Here is an 18,179-nt window from a genome sequence, read left to right as displayed (position 1 = left end):
CAAAAGGAGCCGATCAGACAGACAACAACTGCAAGCATCCCGTGCAGGGTATTGAACAGACCAACAATCTGGCTCAGCACAGACCTGCAGCATAAACCGCCCCTCAGCGGCAGCTGCGGCCATGAACAGGGCAGAACGGCTACGATAATGAGAAGGCAATGTGGGCACACGGGTGCGTATCTGCGGGTTCTTTTTGGTTGGTTTTTGAAGCGGTGTGACCATCAGTTCACCCCTTCCAAAATCGCCGCACTGGTGCACACGCCGCGGTCGTAGTTGATCACCCCAAAGCCGGAAACCAAAGCCCGCTTGGCATCCGCCACCTGCGTTGCCCCAGCCGTGTCCGTCACCTGCCGGATGGCCTCAACAAGCCCAATGAACCCGCCAGCAGCCCCAGCCTGACCAGCTGAAAGCTGCCCGCCGGAGGTGTTGTGCGGAAAGTCACCGGAAACCGTTAGGTCCTTATCTGCAATAAACCGAGCCGCTTCACCTTTCGCGCAAAATCCCAGATCTTCCAGCTGCATCATCACGATGACCGGATAATCATCATAGGTCTGCAACAGATCCACGCTCTCTGGCCCATGCCCCGCCATGCCGTAAAGCTCATCAATATCCATCTCCCAGCCACCACGCATCTGGATTGGGTCTTCTGCAAAAGCATTGTGCCGCTCAATGGTCGCGCTGATATGCGCATGCGGAATCCCAGAGGCGACCGCATCTTCTTCGCGCATCACCAAAAAAGCCTCAGCACCAGCAACAGGCATCACGCAGTCAAACAGGGTAATCGGATCGCTGATCTCACGCCCAGCCAGATAAGCCTCCATGGTCAGTGGCTTCTTCATGACCGCGTTCTCATTGCGCAAAGCATTGTCCCGCTGAGAAACGCAGATCCGGCCAAAATCTTCACGGCCCACGCCAAACTCGCGCATGTAATAGTCAGTCAGCAGCGCAAAACAGGCATTCGGCCCGCCAGCGCCATATGGGTAGGAAGCATCCTGCGCAAACCGGGAGAAGCTGGAGAGCATGCGCCGGAAACTGTCCACGTGGTTGGTATCCCCCGCAACGCAAGCCACCACAGAGGCATCTCCGCATTGCACCGCCCGCGCAGCCCGGCGTAGCGCGCTTGGGCCGCTGGCACCGCCCTGCGGAATATGATCCAGCCAACGCGGAACCAATCCCAGATGCTGGGTCAGGCCAACAGCTGTGTCTGGAAACAGCGAGAAGCTGGCGACAGAAAACCCGTCAATGTCGCGCGGTGTAAGACCGGCAGATTTGATCGACTTTCGCAGCGCTTTGGCAATCCACCAATGCGCGGTCTCTGTTGAATAACGTTCATAGGGCGTGCTGGCAGGGGCTGCCACGACAACCCCGTCATACCCCATGCGTTTGCGTGGCTTGATCATGAAACCAACTGCCTCCGCTTCAAATGGATGGTGTCGAACGCCTCCGATGTTTCAAGCAGTTCAAGTGCCATCTGCTTTTGGGCTGCCCGCTGGATCTTCTGCGTGCCAGTCAGCTTCAATGAGCTGCAAAATGCGATGTAGCCGGGCACCTTGTAATAGGCCATGCGCTCCAACCCCCAGCGCACAATCGCTTCTGCAGCATCCTTCGTTTGTTCGCCGCGCCAGACGATAGAGGCAAACACCTCATCCCCGCGAATGGCATCTGGCACTGGACAAACAGCAACCGCCTCAATGTCCGGATGTTGCATCAAGACGGACTCCACATCCACCGCGGCAATGTTCTCGCCACTACGCCGGATCACGTTCTTCTTGCGGTCCACGAAGAAGAAATCTCCATCCTCATCCCGCCGAACAATATCGCCCGTATGAAACCAGTTGGCTTTCCATGCCTCATTGGTCGCAGCTTCATCCTTGAAGTAATGCGAAAAGAACCCGACACGCGGATCATCGCCCTTGCGCCGCACCAGCAACTCACCGGGGTCGGTTCCTGTAACAGGCACACCGTCATCACCCATGATGCACACATCCATCTCAGGTCCGGGCTTACCAAGGCAGTTCATGCCTCGCTTACGAGGCTCCTGATTGGCCGCAATCACAGATCCAGCGCCTGTTTCCGTCATGGCCCACGCTTCCACCAGAGGAATACCAAAGCGCTCCTCAAACGGAACATGCAGCTTGGCATCAATACCCGCCCCAAAACCAAAGCGAACAGCATGGGCTTTGTCTTCCGGCGCTTTTGGGAGGCTCATCAAAATAGAAGGCATCACACCCAGATAATGCAGGCAAGTCGCGCCACTATCCCGCACATTCTGCCACCAGGAACGCGGGTGGAAGCGATCCAGAACTGTCAGGCACCCGCCAACAGCAATCATCGCCATGGCAGAATATGCCATCGCATTCATATGGAAGATGGGCAGGGGCGTAATCATCCGCTCGCCATCGCCCTTCAGCGCACACGTGCCACCTGCATTGGCGTACCAATGCCCCGCTTCCAGAAAGTAGCGGTTAGCCAGCACACAGCCTTTCGGGCTCCCGGTGGTGCCAGAGGTGTAGAGCATCGCCGCAGGGTCTTCTTGCGCAGGCGAATAGATCTCATCTGAAGGCGCACGCACAACGGGCAGGGCATCATCCAGTGTGGCACAGGCAAAACCTAGCCCACTGTCACGCGCTGCCTGTTCCATATCTGCTTTGCGCTCATACGTTGAAATAACCAGAACAGGCTCTGCATGTCTGCCGATGTATTCAAGCTCTGAGCTTTGTAAGTCAGGATTGATTGGCACGATAACCACGCCAAGAGCGTTGAGGGCCAGCCAGTGCAGAAAGAAGGCAGGGCGGTTTTCAAGCAGAACCAGAACTCGGTCTCCAGCTTGAAGGCCAGCTTGCCGATACCGCGCCACCGCACTCTGCGCCTGAACCAATGCTTCTGCGTAGCAGGTCTCTCTAGCCTCAATGCCGTAAAGCTCGGCAGTCTCAGGCAACACATTCACAAACGGACGGTCTGGCCACTTTTCGGCAGTAGCACAAAACGCATCGAAAACAGATTTATGCTCAATCATTCAAACAACCTGTTTTCTCAAATGAACAGCTGGATGTTGCCAAAGGCAGCATCACAGTTGAGCAGATCAACCCGCTTCAGCTTAATTTTCAACTCGTCCTCCATCATCTCAAAATGATGGTGCACGGTGGCTGCCAGCAAGAATTGGTCATCGAGCCGCGTCTCCACATAATGAACAGCAGTGCGGGTGATAAATTGGCCCGCCTTCGGATCAAAAGCCTCGATGCTAGGACGGTTCAAAACATGAGAGCAGCGGCTCTTGGGTTTTTGCGAAAAAGTGCGCAGGCCATTGAGGCGCTCAACACGAAGCTTCCGCAAAAATGCGTCCTCATACATAAGCGAGGTCATGTTTTTCGGGTTGTCCTGCTGATAATCCAGCGGCATCCAGTAGTAGCTGTCAGAGCCCCAAAGCTCCAGCCACTCATCAAAGCGGCCTTCATCAATCACCCGGGCTTCATGGTAGACAAAGTCGATCAGATCATCACGCGTCGGTAAGGTCACGAGCTTCGGCCTCCATGCTTGCAACAACAAATTTCTTCCAGGCATGGAACTGATTGCGCATCTGGCGTTCCGTCGTCCCGTTCTCAACGGCTTCCTCATCCAGGTTTTCGTCAGCATCATAAAGACGCTGCACATTCACCCACTCAAGCTCCTGAGACTGCAAGCCTTCCTGCGCGCGCTCATACATCTCCAGATCATCGTGCCCAACAATGGAGGTCGGTGCGTTGATCAGGCGGTTGTACATAGCCGTGCGTTCCAGCAGCATGTCCGGCGCATCAACAAGGCGGAAGATATAGCTCTCAACCAGCGTCTTATTAGCAGCCAGCGGAATGAACACACGCAGCTGTTGGATAGGGCCCTTGATCATGATGTTCGGAAAATAGACCGTGTTATGCCGGTTCTCGCCCAAAATGGCCTTGGCCCGTTCCTCACCATAAGCCTCCACCATCATCTCCAGATAACCGGGAATAGCGGAGTAATCGGAGTGAATGGAATGATGCACACCTGTATGGCCATGGCCATTTGGCCACGTACGAATGCCCATATCCTCAAAGAACTCATAGGGCGACATGAACGGCGCAATCACCTCCATCGCCATAGGCGTTTTGGTGTTCTCGTCCTTTTCTATGCTCTCCCAGATCTCAACCGCGGTGCCAGCGGAACTTTCATGAGCAACCATCGGGTGACAGGTGTCCGTCTGGTTATCAACCAGCATCTTCCAGTTACAATTGTGCATGTAGCGCAGCGGTGGGCCAGCCACCTCTAGCTTACCAACCGGAGAGCGGTCCACCATGTTGTCGAGAGAGGAGAGGGAGCCGCCGAAGAACTCCTCAAAGCTGATGCCCTCTTGGTTCATGCGCACAAAGATAAAGCCGCGATAGTTCTTCACCGCACCCACAGGCGGCAGACCGCTTTGCCCAGCCTCGCTCTGCTCAAAACCAGTGTCTTTGTACCCCTTCTTCAGCGGGATCGCGAGCAGCTTGCCATTGGTGCGGAACGACCAGGCATGGTAAGGGCAGCGGAAAAATTTGCCTGTGTTGCCAGAGCGATCAATAACGATCTTGGTGCCTTTATGCGGGCAGCGATTGTGCAGCACATACACCTCGCCATCCGTATGCCGTGCCAGCAAAATAGGCTGAGCAGCAACATCGGTCGCGAAATAATCGCCAGCATTGGGCACCTGACTTTCATGCCCCACATAAACCCATGTGGAGGCAAACAGATGCTTCATCTCCAGGGCAAACACTTCATCGTCGATGTAAAGATCACGATGAACCTCAGCGGGGCGCACAAGGTCGGCCACCGCCTGCGGGTTATCTTTGTATTTCATGGTCATAAGCTCCCCTCCCAAAAAGCTTAGAGCGCATACTGACCGGAGCTTTAAAATGCGTCCCTCCGGAAAATACGCGAAATTATCTTTTACAAATCCAGCACCAGTCGTTTGGACTTGGCGCGCGATACGCAAATATGCATCACGTCACCAGCCGCTTTCTCATCATCACTCAGCACCACGTCCCGGTGGTCAGGCTCACCCTCAAGCACATCCACCTGACAAATCCCGCAGTCCCCGCGCTGGCAATCGTAAACAAGGTCTACGCCGCCGTCTTCCAGCACATCCACGATGGATTTATCCTGTGGCACCCAAAACACCTCGCCAGAGGATTTCACCTCCACCTCAAACCCGTCACTAACATCATCGCCTGAAGACCCAGGGCTTGCAAACAGTTCAAAGTGGATCTGCTCTTTGCCAAAGCCAGCAGTCAGCGCCGTCTCGCGCACGGCTTCAATCATCCCCTTCGGACCACATACATAGATATGGCTGCGAGTATCGAGCGTAGGAATGAGAGCGCCTAGATCCAAACAGCGCTCAGGATTGTCATCACTATGGATGTTCAAAGCATCACCGCAGAGGTCCGCAAGCTCATCCCTGAATGCCATCCCCTCCAGCGTGCGGCCAGAGTAGTGCAGGGCATAGGCTTTGCCCGCGCGTTTCAACGCAGCAGCCATGCTGATGATCGGTGTCACGCCAATGCCGCCTGCAATCAGAACAACCGGTCTGTCGTCTTCAATCAGCGGAAAATCGTTCTTTGGCACGTCAACCTGAACAGCATCGCCCACCTGCAAAGAATGCATGTAAGCCGAACCGCCACTTCCGTCTTGCTCCAAAAGTATACCGAGCATGTATCGCTGATTCTCGTAGGGTAAGTTTTCACCAAAATCGATCAGAGAATATTGACGAGAAGAGCCATCCTTAAGTTGAACTGCGATATGTGCACCAGCTTCAAATTGCGGAAGCTGCACATTATCTTCGGCTTTGAGAACAAACTGTTTGATTTTTGGGGCGGCCGTCCGAACCCCCTCAATAATAAGTGTTTTCATGCTTTTTGGCGTCCTCCCTCAGAGCCAAAACAAGGAGAGTCTCCTCTCGCATAAATGAGGAATATAATATGCGATATCATATAAAACAATGTCAATGCATGAACTGGAAATAGTTTCCATTTCATATTTGTGCTTGATTAACCCACGGTATGTGTGCACATTTTTCTCATTCATCCTGTATTCTCTGGGGAGGGAGAACATGAATAAGAAACTCAAGATATTTGCAGCTGCAACTATTACCGCGCTCTCTGTCAGCGCATCTGCCATGGCGCAGGAAACCGTATTGCGCATGTCCAGCTGGCTGCCGCCGGCACACCCGATCGTAAAAGGCATGATGGTGCCTTGGGCGGCCAAAGTGAAGGAAGTCACAGAGGGTCGCGTCTCTGTGCAAATCCTCGACGCACCGCTCGGCCCGCCACCAGCGCACTTTGACCTCGCCGCAAACGGCATTGCTGATCTCACATACGGCGTGCACGGTTACACACCGGGCCGCTTTAAACTCACACAGATTGCGGAACTGCCTTTCCTTGCAACTGACGCCACCAGCTTGTCCGTCGCCTACTGGCGTCTCTATGAAAGCACGCTGGCAAAAGCCAATGAGCACCGCGGTTCAAAAGTTCTGGGCGTCTTCACCCACGGTCCCGGCCTGCTTTACACAACCGACCGTGCCGTCTCACCTTTGAGCGAGCTGAAAGGCGCAAAGATCCGCGTTGCTGGCAGCATTACCAACCAGCTGGTTCAGGCTATGGACATGGTGGCCATCCAGGCACCTGCACCACAGTCCTATGAGATCCTGTCCGGCGGCATTGCTGACGGCATCGTGTTCCCGACTGAATCCATCCCGTTCTTCAAGCTGGATGGCCTGCTTAGCAACGGCCTGCGCGTAGAAGGTGGTCTGTACAACGTCTCCTTCTTCTTCATCGCCAACAACGCCAAGTTCTCCAGCCTGTCAGAAGCGGATCAGAAAGCCATTGAGGCCATCTCTGGTGAAGCCTTCTCCCGTCTTGCGGGCGCCGCATGGAATGCTGCGGATGCATGGGGTCTGGAGCAGATGGAAGGCAAAGTGACCATTCACGATGCCACCGCAGAAGAGCGTGCTCAGCTGGAAGAAGCCACTCGTCCAATGTTTGACGGTGTTGCCAAATCCTACGGCGAAAAAGGCATCGACTTTGAAGTTGCCATGGACATGCTCCAAAAAGAAGTTGCAGCAGTTGCCTCTGAAAAATGAGTGGGAATCTGGTTGATCTAGCAGCGCGCGCCCGACGAAAGCTTCGTTCGGGCGCCTCTGTGCTCTGCGGAATACTGCTTCTGGCGCTGGTCGCAGTAACGGTCATTGATGTGATTGGCCGTTACCTGTTTTCAAGCCCATTGCCCGGAGCGCCGGAATATACGGAACTGCTGCTCATGGCGGTGATTTTTACAGGCCTTCCTGCAGTGTGCCTGGATGATGGGCACATCACGGTAGACCTGTTCACCTCCAAGTTCAAAGGCGGAGTAGCCGCCCTGCAAATGTTCTTTTCACGCATGTTTGTAGCTCTGGTCCTGTCCGTTGTGGCCTGGGAGCTCTGGCAACACGGAACGCAGCTTGCGAGTTATCAGGAAGTGACGGTGTATTTACGCATCCCTCTTGCTCCATTTGCAAAAGCAGCCGGTGTCATTTGTGCGTTTTGCGCATTCATCACATTCGTGCTTGCAGTTCTGAGAATTCCTAGAGGTGTTGGGGGCGGTTCCTGATGGAATGGTATCTGGGTCTTGCCATCCTGATGGCATTGATTTTTGTAGGCGTGCCGATTGCTTTTGCAATGGCTGCCGTTGGTTTTTTTGGAGTTGCGTCCATCATTGGATTGCCTCCTGCTTTTCACCTTGTCGGACAGGTCTATTTTGACAGCGGTCGAAGCTACACCCTGTCGGTTGTGCCCCTGTTCCTGCTCATGGGCAATCTCATCGTCCAGTCTGGCATCGCCAGTGACATGTATACGGCGGCAAACGCATGGCTAAGACACCGCAAAGGTGGTCTGGCCATGGCAACCATCGTTGCCTGTGGCGGCTTTTCCTCGGTTTGCGGATCATCTCTGGCGACCACCGCAACCATGGCACGCGTCTCTCTGCCAGCCATGCGCCGGTTTGGGTATTCGGACCGCTTGGCAACATCTTCCATCGCAGCAGGTGGAACGCTGGGTATTTTGATCCCGCCCTCCGTCATTCTTGTCATCTACGGCATTCTCACACAGCAAAACATCGGCGCGCTGTTCCTGGCTGGCATTCTGCCGGGCCTCGTCGGCGTCATCGGCTATATGCTCGCCGTGCGCTTGTCGCTCTTCATGTTTAAGGAGGAGCTGGAAGTTCAGAGCAAGCTGCCACTGATAGAGCGGATCATCGCTCTGCGCGGTGTGTCATGGGCATTGCTTTTGTTCGTTTGCGTGTTGGGCGGCATCTATCTCGGGGTCTTCACGGCCACGGAAGCCGCTGGCATCGGAGCTGGCGGAGCGCTGGTTCTGACTGCAATGCGGGGCAAGCTGACTTATCGGGAGACGCTCAACACCTTATTCGAGACAGCCAAAACCACAGCTGTAGTGTTCTTCATTCTGTTCGGGGCTCTCTATTTCCTGAACTATGTGAACATTTCCGGTCTGACGACGGACCTGCGCACATGGGTAAATGCCCTTGGTGTCGGGCCCTATGCCATCATCACCATGATCGTGCTGATTTATCTGGTGTTGGGGTGTTTGCTGGAAAGCCTGTCCATGGTCACGCTCACAGTGCCGATTCTCTTTCCAATCGTCACAGGTCTTGGGTTTGACCCAATCTGGTTCGGTATCTTCGTCATTATCGTCACGGAAATGAGCTTCATCACGCCTCCAATCGGCATGAACGTGTTTGTTATGCGCTCAGTTGCGCCTGAGGTACCGGTCGAAAAGATATTTGTCGGTGTAGTTCCATTTGTTGCTATGGATGTTGTGCGCTTGATCCTGCTAATTGCAGTTCCGGGACTCGCACTTATCATTCCGTACTCAATGTAGCGCGGCAAAAACAAAAGAAGAGGCTGGCCGGTGGACGCAGACCTGAATGAAATCGACACGCATGAAAAGGAATCCGGCTTTGTAGACGGGTACCTTTTGTATCTGCTGGCATCGGCAAGCCATCTGGCAAGCGGGCAGTTTCACGAAGAAATCCGGGGCGCAGGCGTACGTGTCCCGGAATGGCGCGTACTGGCGTGTCTTCGAGACAATGACGGCCAGATGGTCACTCAGTTGGCCCGCTTCGCTTTGATGGAGCAATCTCACCTCACCAAAACCATCGATCAGATGACAGAAAGAGGGCTGGTGACACGCCGCTCTGATGAGGCAGACCGCCGCCGTGTCCGCATCTTTTTGAGTGAGAAGGGCAGGGAACTCGCCGGTCAGCTCGTCACGCAGGCCAGCGCTCATGAAGAGCGGTTGATCCGTCAACTTGGCATGAATGATATCGCGCAGGTGAAAGGCTTTCTCTCTCGCATGATCGAGACTCTCGAAAACAATGAATGATCACATATTTGCGCTATAATCTACAGGATTGCAGTTGATATAAATATGTAAATGCATATAATCATTTTCAAGCTCTACGAGAGAGGTGGGGCTTGTTCAAAAAAGAAAGAGTGCACCACATGAACGAGATTCTCGGTGATCAAGCTCCCGAAACTGAACAGGACGGACAACACTCAAAACCAGTATCCACGCCGAGAACTCTGGGAGAAGTCGGGCTGGGCCATTTTGCGCCCTATCTGATGAACCGGATCATGGGCAGATACAACGAGAGTCTGCGCGAAAAATTGAGCAGATCAGGGTTGTCGGTCGCCAAAATGAGAGCACTCGCTGTGTTGTCAGTCGTGGACGGGCTGATGATCAACGAACTCTCGGTTTATTCGGTGATCGAACAATCGACTTTGAGCCGCACGCTGGATGCGATGGAAAAGGAAGGCCTGATCCACCGTAAAGCGAGCGAGCAGGACAACCGCGTGCGCCATATTTTTCTGACTGAGGCTGGACGGTCTGCCTTTGCTGAAATGTGGCCGCATATGCGCGATGAATACAGCACAATGTTCACTGGCGTCTCGCAAGCCGAGCATGACGCCTTTTTGGTGACACTGCGCAAGGTGCTGGCAAACATACGAAAGCACGACTTCTAGGGCGCGTTTTTCTTCATTGAGCTCGCACCAACTGGATCTGTCATGCTTTCTGGGGAGAGAGTATGGCAGAAAGATCTTTTGTCAAAGAGGTCGAAAAACTTCGCGCAGGTGAGGGCGAAGTGTTCCGCGGTGAAGGCATTCTGGCCATCACCAAAGCACTGCTGGAAAATGGCGTAGGCTATGTTGGCGGCTATCAGGGCTCGCCAATCAGTCACCTCATGGATGTTCTGGCTGATGCGCAGGATATTCTTGGCGAGCTGGGCGTGCACTTTGAAGCCAGCGCCAGCGAGGCTGCCGCCGCCGCCATGCTGGCCGCGTCCGTTCACTATCCCATTCGCGGCGCAGTCACCTTCAAGTCAACAGTCGGCACCAATGTTGCCTCTGACGCATTGGCAAACCTGTCGTCCGGTGGTGTCACCGGTGGTTCCCTTGTTATTGTCGGAGAAGACTACGGCGAAGGCTCTTCCATCATGCAGGAGCGCAGCCACGCCTTTGCAATGAAAAGCCAGATCTGGCTGCTCGATCCGCGTCCCAATCTGCCATCCATCGTCAAAGCTGTTGGTGATGGCTTTGAGCTGTCAGAAGCCTCAAACACACCGGTTATGCTTCAGGTGCGCATCCGCAGCTGTCATGTGCACGGCGAGTTCACCACCAAAGACAACCAGCGCCCATCCATGAGTGTGGCAGACGCGCTGGAGAACCCGAAGCGTGACCTGAATCGCATTGTCTTGCCACCAGCCTCCTTCCTCCATGAACAGGAGAAGGTGACAAAGCGCTTACCTGCCGCGCTGGATTATATTCAAACGCATAAATTGAACGAGCTGTTTGGACCTCAAGGCCGCAATGTCGGGATTATCCTGCAAGGCGGTATGTATAACGGCGTCATCCGCGCATTGCAGCGTTTGGGGCTTGCTGACATCAACGGCGAGACACAAATCCCGCTCTACGTCATGAATGTAACCTATCCGCTTGTTCCAGCTGAAATCACCGAGTTCTGCCGCACCAAAGAGGCGGTGCTGGTGGTGGAAGAAGGCTATCCTGATTATCTGGAGCAAGCCGTCGGTGCCATGCTGCAAAAGGAAGGCCTCACCACCAAACTGGAAGGAAAGGGGCCATTCCCGGAAGCTGGTGAATATACCGGACAGGTGATGCTGGACAGCATCCAGACCTTCCTTGCAACCCATTGCGATGCGTTGCCCGGCAAAGGGCGCGCACCAAACACACCTGGAGCTCTGCCAGATATCAAAGAGCTGCAAGAGGTCGTTCCCATGCGTCCGCCCGGGTTCTGCGTGGGGTGTCCCGAACGCCCAATCTTCGCTGCCACCAAACTGGTGGAAGATGAACTTGGCCCGCATCACATAGCTTCCGACATCGGCTGCCACCTGTTCTCCATCATGCCACCCTTTGGCATTGGCTCCACCACCATGGGGTATGGATTAGGCCCGGCCTCTGCCTCGGCATTCAACACAACGGAAACGGATCGCAGGTCCATCTCGTTTATGGGAGACGGCGGCTTCTGGCACAATGGCCTGACCACCTCTATCGGCAACGCGGTCTTCAATCAAAATGACGGCGTGATCGTCATTGTCGACAACTACTATTCAGCGGCCACAGGCGGGCAGGACATCCTGTCCTCAAGGGCAAACAACAAAAGCAAGTCCACCAAACACCCGATCACCGAAGCGGTGAAAGGCGTTGGCGTCAAATGGGTCCGTCAGCTTGACCGCACCTATGACGTCACCCAGATGCAATCAATCCTGAAGGAAGCGCTGACCACTGATGTCAAAGGACCAAAGGTCATCATTGCGTCCTCAGAATGCATGCTCAACAAACAGCGCCGCGAAAAGCCGATTATCAATCAGGCCGTGAAAGAGCAAAAGCGCGTCGTCAAAACCCGCTTTGGGGTTGATGAAGATGTCTGTACAGGGGACCACGCCTGTATGCGCTTGTCCGGTTGTCCCTCTTTGACAGTCAAAGATCTGGACGACCCGCTGCGCGATGATCCCGTCGCGCATATCGACCAGAACTGCGTCGGCTGCGGCAATTGCGGGGAGGTTGCAGACGCCGCCATCCTCTGCCCATCCTTCTATCAGGCCGACACCATTCACAACCCAGGTAAATCCGAACGCTTCTTCAGTAAGATACGCGGTCGCATCATTTCCGCGCTGCAAAACTGGCGAGAGCGCCGATCTCTGATCATTGAGGAGGCATAAGTATGGATATCGACACTCAATGGCAGGCTTTGGGATCAGGCGAGGATGAAACCCGCACCATCACGAAAATTGCCATTTTCGCTGTTGGCGGGTAGGGCGGCGGTGTCCTCACAGACTGGATCGTCAACTTAGCTGAAGCCAACGGCTATAAAGCCCAGTCCACCTCTGTCGCAGGTGTCGCCCAGCGCACGGGCGCAACAATCTATTACGTCGAAATGGCACCTGATACTGGCAAAGCCCCTGTCTTCTCTCTCAGCCCAGCGCAAGGCGATGTCGACATCGTCATTTGCGCCGAACTCATGGAAGCAGGCCGCGCCGTTATCCGTGGTTTCGTGACAGCTGATAAGACAACGCTGATCGCCTCATCTCACCGCATTTTGGCGGTCTCGGAAAAGATCGTGCCGGGCAAAGGGGAGCAGGACAGTGATGTCGTCCTCTCTCGTCTCGGAAATGCCTCCCAAAAACTGGTTGCCTTCAATATGGAAGAGGTCGCCGCAGACAATAGCAGCGTCATCTCCTCCAGCCTGTTCGGCGCACTTGCCGGTTCCGGCGCATTGCCATTTCTCAAAAGCACCTATGAAGACACCATCCGCAAGGGCGGCAAAGGCGTCAAAGCAAGTCTGGCCTCTTTCAATGCGAGCTTCGAGCACGCCCAGTCATCAGCTGCTGCTGGAAGCGCTGGTACCAGACGACCAGAACAACCCAAGTCTGAGAAGGCACTCACAGTCCGCGGGCCTGAGAAGAAACGCGCAGCCTGGCAACTGCTTTTATCCCGTATTGAAGCGCTTCCAAAACAGGTTCACGAGATGGCGCTGGCAGGGCTGCGCAAGACCGTTGAGTTTCAGGATCTGGAATACGGTGAGGAGTATCTCAATCACCTCGAAATCGTACTGGCAAGTGATACCGAAAATGGCAACTGGGAATTCACCAGAGTCGCGGCCAAGTATATCGCAAATGCTATGTGTTATGACGACACGATCCGTGTTGCCGACATAAAAACGCAAAAAACACGCTTGCAACGCGTTGAAAGGGAAATCGGGTTAGGCGCAGAAAATCAGCTGGAACTGACCGAATATCTCCACCCACGTATGGAAGAAATCTGCGGAACTCTGCCAGTTCAGCTTGGTAAATGGGTCGAAGCCCGTCCTAAAGTGTTCAACTGGCTGGATAGAAGGGTGAACAAAGGGCGACGCATAAGAACGCACTCCGTTCGAGGCTTCCTCAGCCTCTGGCTCATCAGCAGCCTGAAACCCTGGCGTCGCAGTTTTCTGCGCCATGAAATTGAGACAGAACATCTCCAAAACTGGCGGGATCTTGCGATAAAGACCGTGCATTCGGACTATGATCTTGCTGTTGAGATCCTCACTTGCCGCCGGCTCATCAAAGGATATTCGGACACACATAAACGCGGGCACTCCAAATTTGACCGGGTTCTTTCCTCTCTCACACTCCTGAAAGACAGAAAAGACGCCGCAGATTGGCTCAGGCGTCTCAGAGAAGCCGCGCTTTTGGATGAAAAAGGCGAAGCCTTGGAAGGTGCATTGAAGACAATTCAAACCCTCTGATTGAAAACAGGGGGAAAGAATGTCGCATATGAAATTTTTCCTCCGATTATAATTAATGTATGCATTTGTGTGCCTTAGCGAAAATACGGTGTTTTTCCGGGCGCACAAAATGCGCGTGCAAGGGGCATATTGTCATCATTTGAGGACGGGTGAACGCATTGGATTCAGGCATACACCTGAATGCAATTTTACTTATGCGAATTACTCAAATGACGCCAAAGTACCTCTAGGTCAGTGATATACGCTTGGGAAACAGTGTGTTGACTGCATATATTAGAATGCGCGTATATTGCGTGAACTGCAGGTCTGACGAAGAGCCGAAGCTGATTAATAGGAATTCAGTGAAAAATCCTATTTAATATAATTATTTACAGCGCCGCGGCAGATTGTTGCACGCGCACTGGGGTCTCGCGCTATTAAACTGAAGTCGTATTCAGTATCGCTGCGTTATTATGGCGCGCAGGATGTGTATTAAAACGTATGGTCTTAAAATTTTAACATAAGTATATCAGGTCCCCGTCCTAGAGAGATTGGGAAATTCTCCTAGGGCACATGAGTGGCACATGGGGAAATAAAAGAAATGTCAAGCATCAATGCGACCGAAGTCGAAGTCGCCCCGAAAGAAACGGTTAAATATACAAAAGAAGATCTTACCTGGTCTTTGTCCATGTTCGGTACCGCCGTCGGTGCCGGTGTTCTGTTTCTTCCAATCCGTGCAGGTCTTGAAGGCTTCTGGCCGCTGATCCTGATCGCAGCTCTCGTAGGTCCAATGACCTACTTCTCTCACCGCGCACTGGCTCGCTTTGTTCTTTCCTCCAAGAACAAAGACGCAGACATCACCGACGTGGTTGAAGAACACTTTGGTAAAGCAGCAGGCTTGCTGATTACCTTCTTCTATTTCTTCGCGATTTACCCAATCGTGTTGATCTACGGTAACGCGATTACCAACACCATTGACAGCTTCATCGTCAACCAGCTGGCAATGCCTGCGGTTCCTCGCTGGCTCCTCTCTGGTATTCTCGTTGCAATGATGATGGGCGTAATGATCCTTGGTCGCCGCCTGATGCTCGTCGCAACTGAGCTTCTGGTGTACCCACTGGTGATCATCCTGTTTGGTATGTCTGTATACCTGATCCCATCCTGGTCATTTGAAGCCATGAGCTTCGACATGATCCCGGAAACCGGCACTTTGCTGACAGTGGTGTACCTCACCATTCCAATGCTTATCTTCTCCTTCAACCACAGCCCAGCCGTCTCCTCCATGGCTCTGGCTCAGCGCGAAGCACATGGCGATAACGCAGTTGCAAAGTCCGACATCATCTTGAAGCGCGCATCTGTGATGCTCCTCGGTTTCGTTATGTTCTTCGTATTCAGCTGCGTTCTCGCACTGACACCTGAACAGCTGATGGAAGCAAAACAGCAGAACCTGCCAGTCCTGTCTTACCTTGCAAACGTGTTTGACAGCCCACTGATCTCTTTCATGGGGCCACTGGTTGCGTTCCTTGCAATCTTCTCTTCCTTCTTCGGTCACTACCTTGGCGCAAAAGAAGGTCTTGCAGGCATTGCTAAGAAAGCTGCTCCAAAAGCTGTTGAAGGCTTGGGCGAAAAGAAATTCAACACACTGCTTGTTGCATTCTTCTTCTTCTCCGTCTGGGGTGTTGCAATCATCAACCCATCCGTTCTTGGTATGATTGAAGGCCTGGGTGCTCCGTTCATCGCAGCAATCCTGTTCCTGATGCCAATGTACGCAATCAAAAAAGTCCCAAGCATGAAGAAGTACGACGGTGCGCTGTCCAACATCTTCATCACCATCATGGGCATTGTCGCAATCTCTGCGATCGTAAAAGGCCTCTTCTAAGAAGGCCAACTAACAAAAATGAACCGGTGTCTTCGGACACCGGTTTTTCTCTCCCACTGAGGTTCACGTTATGTTCAGCGTTTTTGACATCTTCAAAATCGGTGTAGGTCCATCCAGCTCCCATACAGTCGGGCCTATGAAAGCGGCAAAGCAGTTCATTGATAGCCTGCGTGCTCAGGATAAACTGCGTGATGTGACGCGTATTGCAGTTGACATATACGGCTCTCTGTCTCTGACAGGCAAAGGCCACCACACAGACACAGCAATTATTATGGGGCTTGGTGGCAACTCTCCGGAAACCGTTGATATTGACAGCATTCCAGAGTTCATTCAGCGCGTAGAACAAACTGGTCGCCTCCCGGTTGGCATGCATTGCCACGTGGTTGACTTCCCGAGTGATGCGATCACATTCAACCGTCCAGCACTTGAGTTGCACGAAAACGGCATGTCCATCCATGCCTTTGCAGGTGGAGAAAAGATCTTCTCCAAAACCTACTATTCCATCGGCGGTGGGTTCATCGTGGATGAAGAGAATTTTGGTAAGGCTTCAGAAAACGAAGTTTCAGTGCCGTATCCATACAAATACGCTTCAGAATTGCTGGAGCATTGCCGCCAAAATGGTATGAGCATTTCCGCGCTTGTTCTGGAGAACGAAAAAGCATTCCGCAGTGAAACAGAACTGCGTGAGAGCTTTGGTCGTGTCTGGAATGTGATGCGCGATGGCATAGAGCGTGGCAGCAACACGGAAGGTCTGCTGGCAGGCCCGCTCAAAGTCCCACGCCGTGCAGCAGCACTACGCCGTCAGCTGACGGCAACAGAGCGCAGCAGCAACGATCCTATGGCGACGGTTGACTGGGTCAACATGTTCGCGCTGGCCATATCAGAAGAAAATGCAGCAGGTGGCCGAGTTGTAACAGCACCAACCAATGGTGCTGCAGGCATCATTCCTGCGGTTCTCGCGTACTATGACAAGTTTATCGAACGTCTTGAGCCTGAGCACTACACAAAGTTCTTCCTCGCCTCAGGTGCCATTGGAGCGCTGTATAAGACCAATGCATCCATCTCCGGTGCAGAAGTTGGCTGTCAGGGTGAGGTTGGTGTTGCGTGCTCCATGGCAGCAGCAGGCCTTGCAGAGCTGCTGGGTGCGAGCCCGGCTCAGGTCTGCATTGCAGCTGAAATCGGTATGGAGCACAATCTGGGCCTCACATGTGACCCTGTTCTCGGACAGGTTCAGGTGCCTTGCATCGAGCGCAATGCAATAGCCTCTGTAAAAGCGATCAACGCAACACGTATGGCTATGCGCCGAAACTCAGATCCATGTGTTTCTCTCGATAAAGTCATCGCGACCATGTACGAAACCGGCAAGGACATGCTGGCAAAATACAGAGAAACCTCACAGGGTGGTCTTGCGCTTAAAGTGGTGCCGGTCGCAGCAGAGTAAGCAGCAACCAATGTGTTTAAGATAGGAAAGCTGGCCTTTAGGTCAGCTTTTTTTTGTTTTGCTCAGCCATTTTGCGGAAACACTTAAAACTGCAAGAACACTCGGAACGGGCCACTAACCCATGTTTGGTACTCCCAAAAGAAAAAAGGGAGAAACCCATGAAATCCTTGCTACTGGGTGCAACGATCATCGGATTGGCCATGCCGACAGTCCTCGCTCAAGACAAGCCTGTCACGATCGTCAGTTACAACGTGCAAAATCTCTTCGACACCATTGATGATGAGAACAATCCACGAGATGATACCTACCTTTCCAAAGAAGCAAAAGAAGCCCGTGGTAAGGATCATGAAGACGCTTGTGAGAGCTATAATGATAAAGGTTCCCACTATTACAAACAATGCATTGAGTTGAACTGGGGCGAGGAAAGCTACAAGCAAAAATTGATGACACTGGGCGCTGTCATTCGTTCCTTCCCGGAAACACCGGACATTCTGGTTTTACCTGAAACAGAAAACAAAAAGGTGCTTGATGATCTGGTCAACAAAGCACTGGCCGGTCTGGACTATACCTCTGTCATTCAGCTGGACACCTCCAACAATGAGCACAATCGGGGTATCGATGTTGGCATCATCTCGCGTTTGCCGCTTAAGGGAGAGCCGGAGACAATTAAGGTGTTTGGCGAAGATGGCGACAATCCCCACGATTGCCAGCCAACGCGGGATATTGTGAAAGCTCAGTTTGAGATGCCAGACGGCGAAACAATGCATGTCTTCGGTGTTCATTTTCCATCTGGCGCGGCCTATCAATGCCGGAAAGATGCGATGGAAGTGCTGAACAAGGAACGCGCAAAGCTTCCTGATGACGCAAATGTGGTTGCTGCTGGTGATTTCAATTTCAATTGCACAGACATTCAAAATGGTGAGTTTCAGGCCCTGGCGAGAGAAGGGAACTGGAGTTATCCGCCTGAGATTGTCGGCTGCGCAGCCCCGGGCAGCGCATTTTACTACAAGGATCAGAGCTGGTCCTTCCTGGATATGATCCT

Annotated in this window: 14 protein-coding genes and 1 pseudogene; 10 read left to right on the top strand and 5 right to left on the bottom strand. The window is 53.1% G+C overall.

The features are described 5' to 3' along the window. Positions 1–221: 221 nt before the first annotated feature. The 5 genes from PPL9_RS25270 to PPL9_RS25250 all read right to left on the bottom strand — a co-directional run bounded on the left by PPL9_RS25270 (position 222) and on the right by PPL9_RS25250 (position 5,895). Positions 222–1,400: a thiolase family protein gene (locus tag PPL9_RS25270; RefSeq protein WP_057465283.1), complete on the bottom strand. Its 1,179-nt coding sequence runs from the start codon at positions 1,398–1,400 to the stop codon at positions 222–224. Next, positions 1,397–3,016, bottom strand: a complete 1,620-nt coding sequence (locus PPL9_RS25265) for an AMP-binding protein (protein WP_057465282.1) — start codon at positions 3,014–3,016, stop codon at positions 1,397–1,399. Before PPL9_RS25265 ends, PPL9_RS25270 begins: the two co-directional genes overlap by 4 nt. A 17-nt stretch (positions 3,017–3,033) precedes the next feature. After that, positions 3,034–3,516, bottom strand: a complete 483-nt coding sequence (locus tag PPL9_RS25260; RefSeq protein ID WP_057465281.1) for an aromatic-ring-hydroxylating dioxygenase subunit beta — start codon at positions 3,514–3,516, stop codon at positions 3,034–3,036. Continuing rightward, positions 3,497–4,852, bottom strand: coding sequence for an aromatic ring-hydroxylating dioxygenase subunit alpha (locus PPL9_RS25255; protein ID WP_057465280.1), 1,356 nt, complete (start codon positions 4,850–4,852; stop codon positions 3,497–3,499). The genes PPL9_RS25260 and PPL9_RS25255 overlap by 20 nt, the downstream gene beginning before the upstream one ends. Before the next feature lie 83 nt (positions 4,853–4,935). Then, a complete protein-coding gene (locus tag PPL9_RS25250; protein ID WP_057465279.1) occupies positions 4,936–5,895 on the bottom strand; it encodes a PDR/VanB family oxidoreductase in 960 nt (319 codons plus the stop codon). A gap of 199 nt (positions 5,896–6,094) precedes the next feature. Here PPL9_RS25250 and PPL9_RS25245 point away from each other — a divergent pair, with 199 nt between their 5' ends. From PPL9_RS25245 to PPL9_RS25200, 10 genes and pseudogenes are all read left to right on the top strand, one after another. Further along, complete coding sequence (locus PPL9_RS25245; RefSeq protein ID WP_057465278.1) at positions 6,095–7,123, top strand: TRAP transporter substrate-binding protein; 1,029 nt, start codon at positions 6,095–6,097, stop codon at positions 7,121–7,123. Continuing rightward, positions 7,120–7,629 (top strand): TRAP transporter small permease, encoded by a 510-nt coding sequence (locus PPL9_RS25240; protein WP_057465277.1) that lies wholly within the window; start codon positions 7,120–7,122, stop codon positions 7,627–7,629. Before PPL9_RS25245 ends, PPL9_RS25240 begins: the two co-directional genes overlap by 4 nt. Then, a complete protein-coding gene (locus PPL9_RS25235) occupies positions 7,629–8,915 on the top strand; it encodes a TRAP transporter large permease (RefSeq protein ID WP_057465276.1) in 1,287 nt (428 codons plus the stop codon). Before PPL9_RS25240 ends, PPL9_RS25235 begins: the two co-directional genes overlap by 1 nt. 30 nt (positions 8,916–8,945) lie before the next feature. Beyond that, a complete protein-coding gene (locus PPL9_RS25230) occupies positions 8,946–9,419 on the top strand; it encodes a MarR family transcriptional regulator (RefSeq protein ID WP_057465275.1) in 474 nt (157 codons plus the stop codon). A 119-nt stretch (positions 9,420–9,538) separates the two neighbouring features. Further along, positions 9,539–10,060 carry a MarR family winged helix-turn-helix transcriptional regulator gene (locus tag PPL9_RS25225; RefSeq protein WP_082597107.1) on the top strand — a complete coding sequence of 174 codons (522 nt, stop codon included), beginning with the start codon at positions 9,539–9,541 and terminating at the stop codon, positions 10,058–10,060. 62 nt (positions 10,061–10,122) lie between these two features. Then, positions 10,123–12,273: an indolepyruvate ferredoxin oxidoreductase subunit alpha gene (locus tag PPL9_RS25220; RefSeq protein ID WP_057465274.1), complete on the top strand. Its 2,151-nt coding sequence runs from the start codon at positions 10,123–10,125 to the stop codon at positions 12,271–12,273. A gap of 2 nt (positions 12,274–12,275) precedes the next feature. Continuing rightward, positions 12,276–13,838, top strand: a pseudogene (locus PPL9_RS25215) (indolepyruvate oxidoreductase subunit beta family protein). 580 nt (positions 13,839–14,418) lie between these two features. After that, a complete protein-coding gene (locus tag PPL9_RS25210; protein ID WP_057465273.1) occupies positions 14,419–15,696 on the top strand; it encodes an aromatic amino acid transport family protein in 1,278 nt (425 codons plus the stop codon). 70 nt (positions 15,697–15,766) lie between these two features. Then, positions 15,767–17,137: an L-serine ammonia-lyase gene (locus PPL9_RS25205; protein ID WP_057465272.1), complete on the top strand. Its 1,371-nt coding sequence runs from the start codon at positions 15,767–15,769 to the stop codon at positions 17,135–17,137. A gap of 158 nt (positions 17,138–17,295) precedes the next feature. Next, positions 17,296–18,179 (top strand): endonuclease/exonuclease/phosphatase family protein (locus PPL9_RS25200; protein ID WP_208989626.1); only part of this gene is annotated, 884 nt, incomplete at its 3' end.

Origin of the sequence: Pseudovibrio sp. POLY-S9, assembly GCF_001431305.1 — a bacterium.
Lineage (GTDB): Bacteria > Pseudomonadota > Alphaproteobacteria > Rhizobiales > Stappiaceae > Pseudovibrio.
The sequence above is the reverse complement of the archived record's forward strand: the minus strand, read 5'-3'. Positions and strand labels throughout refer to the sequence as shown.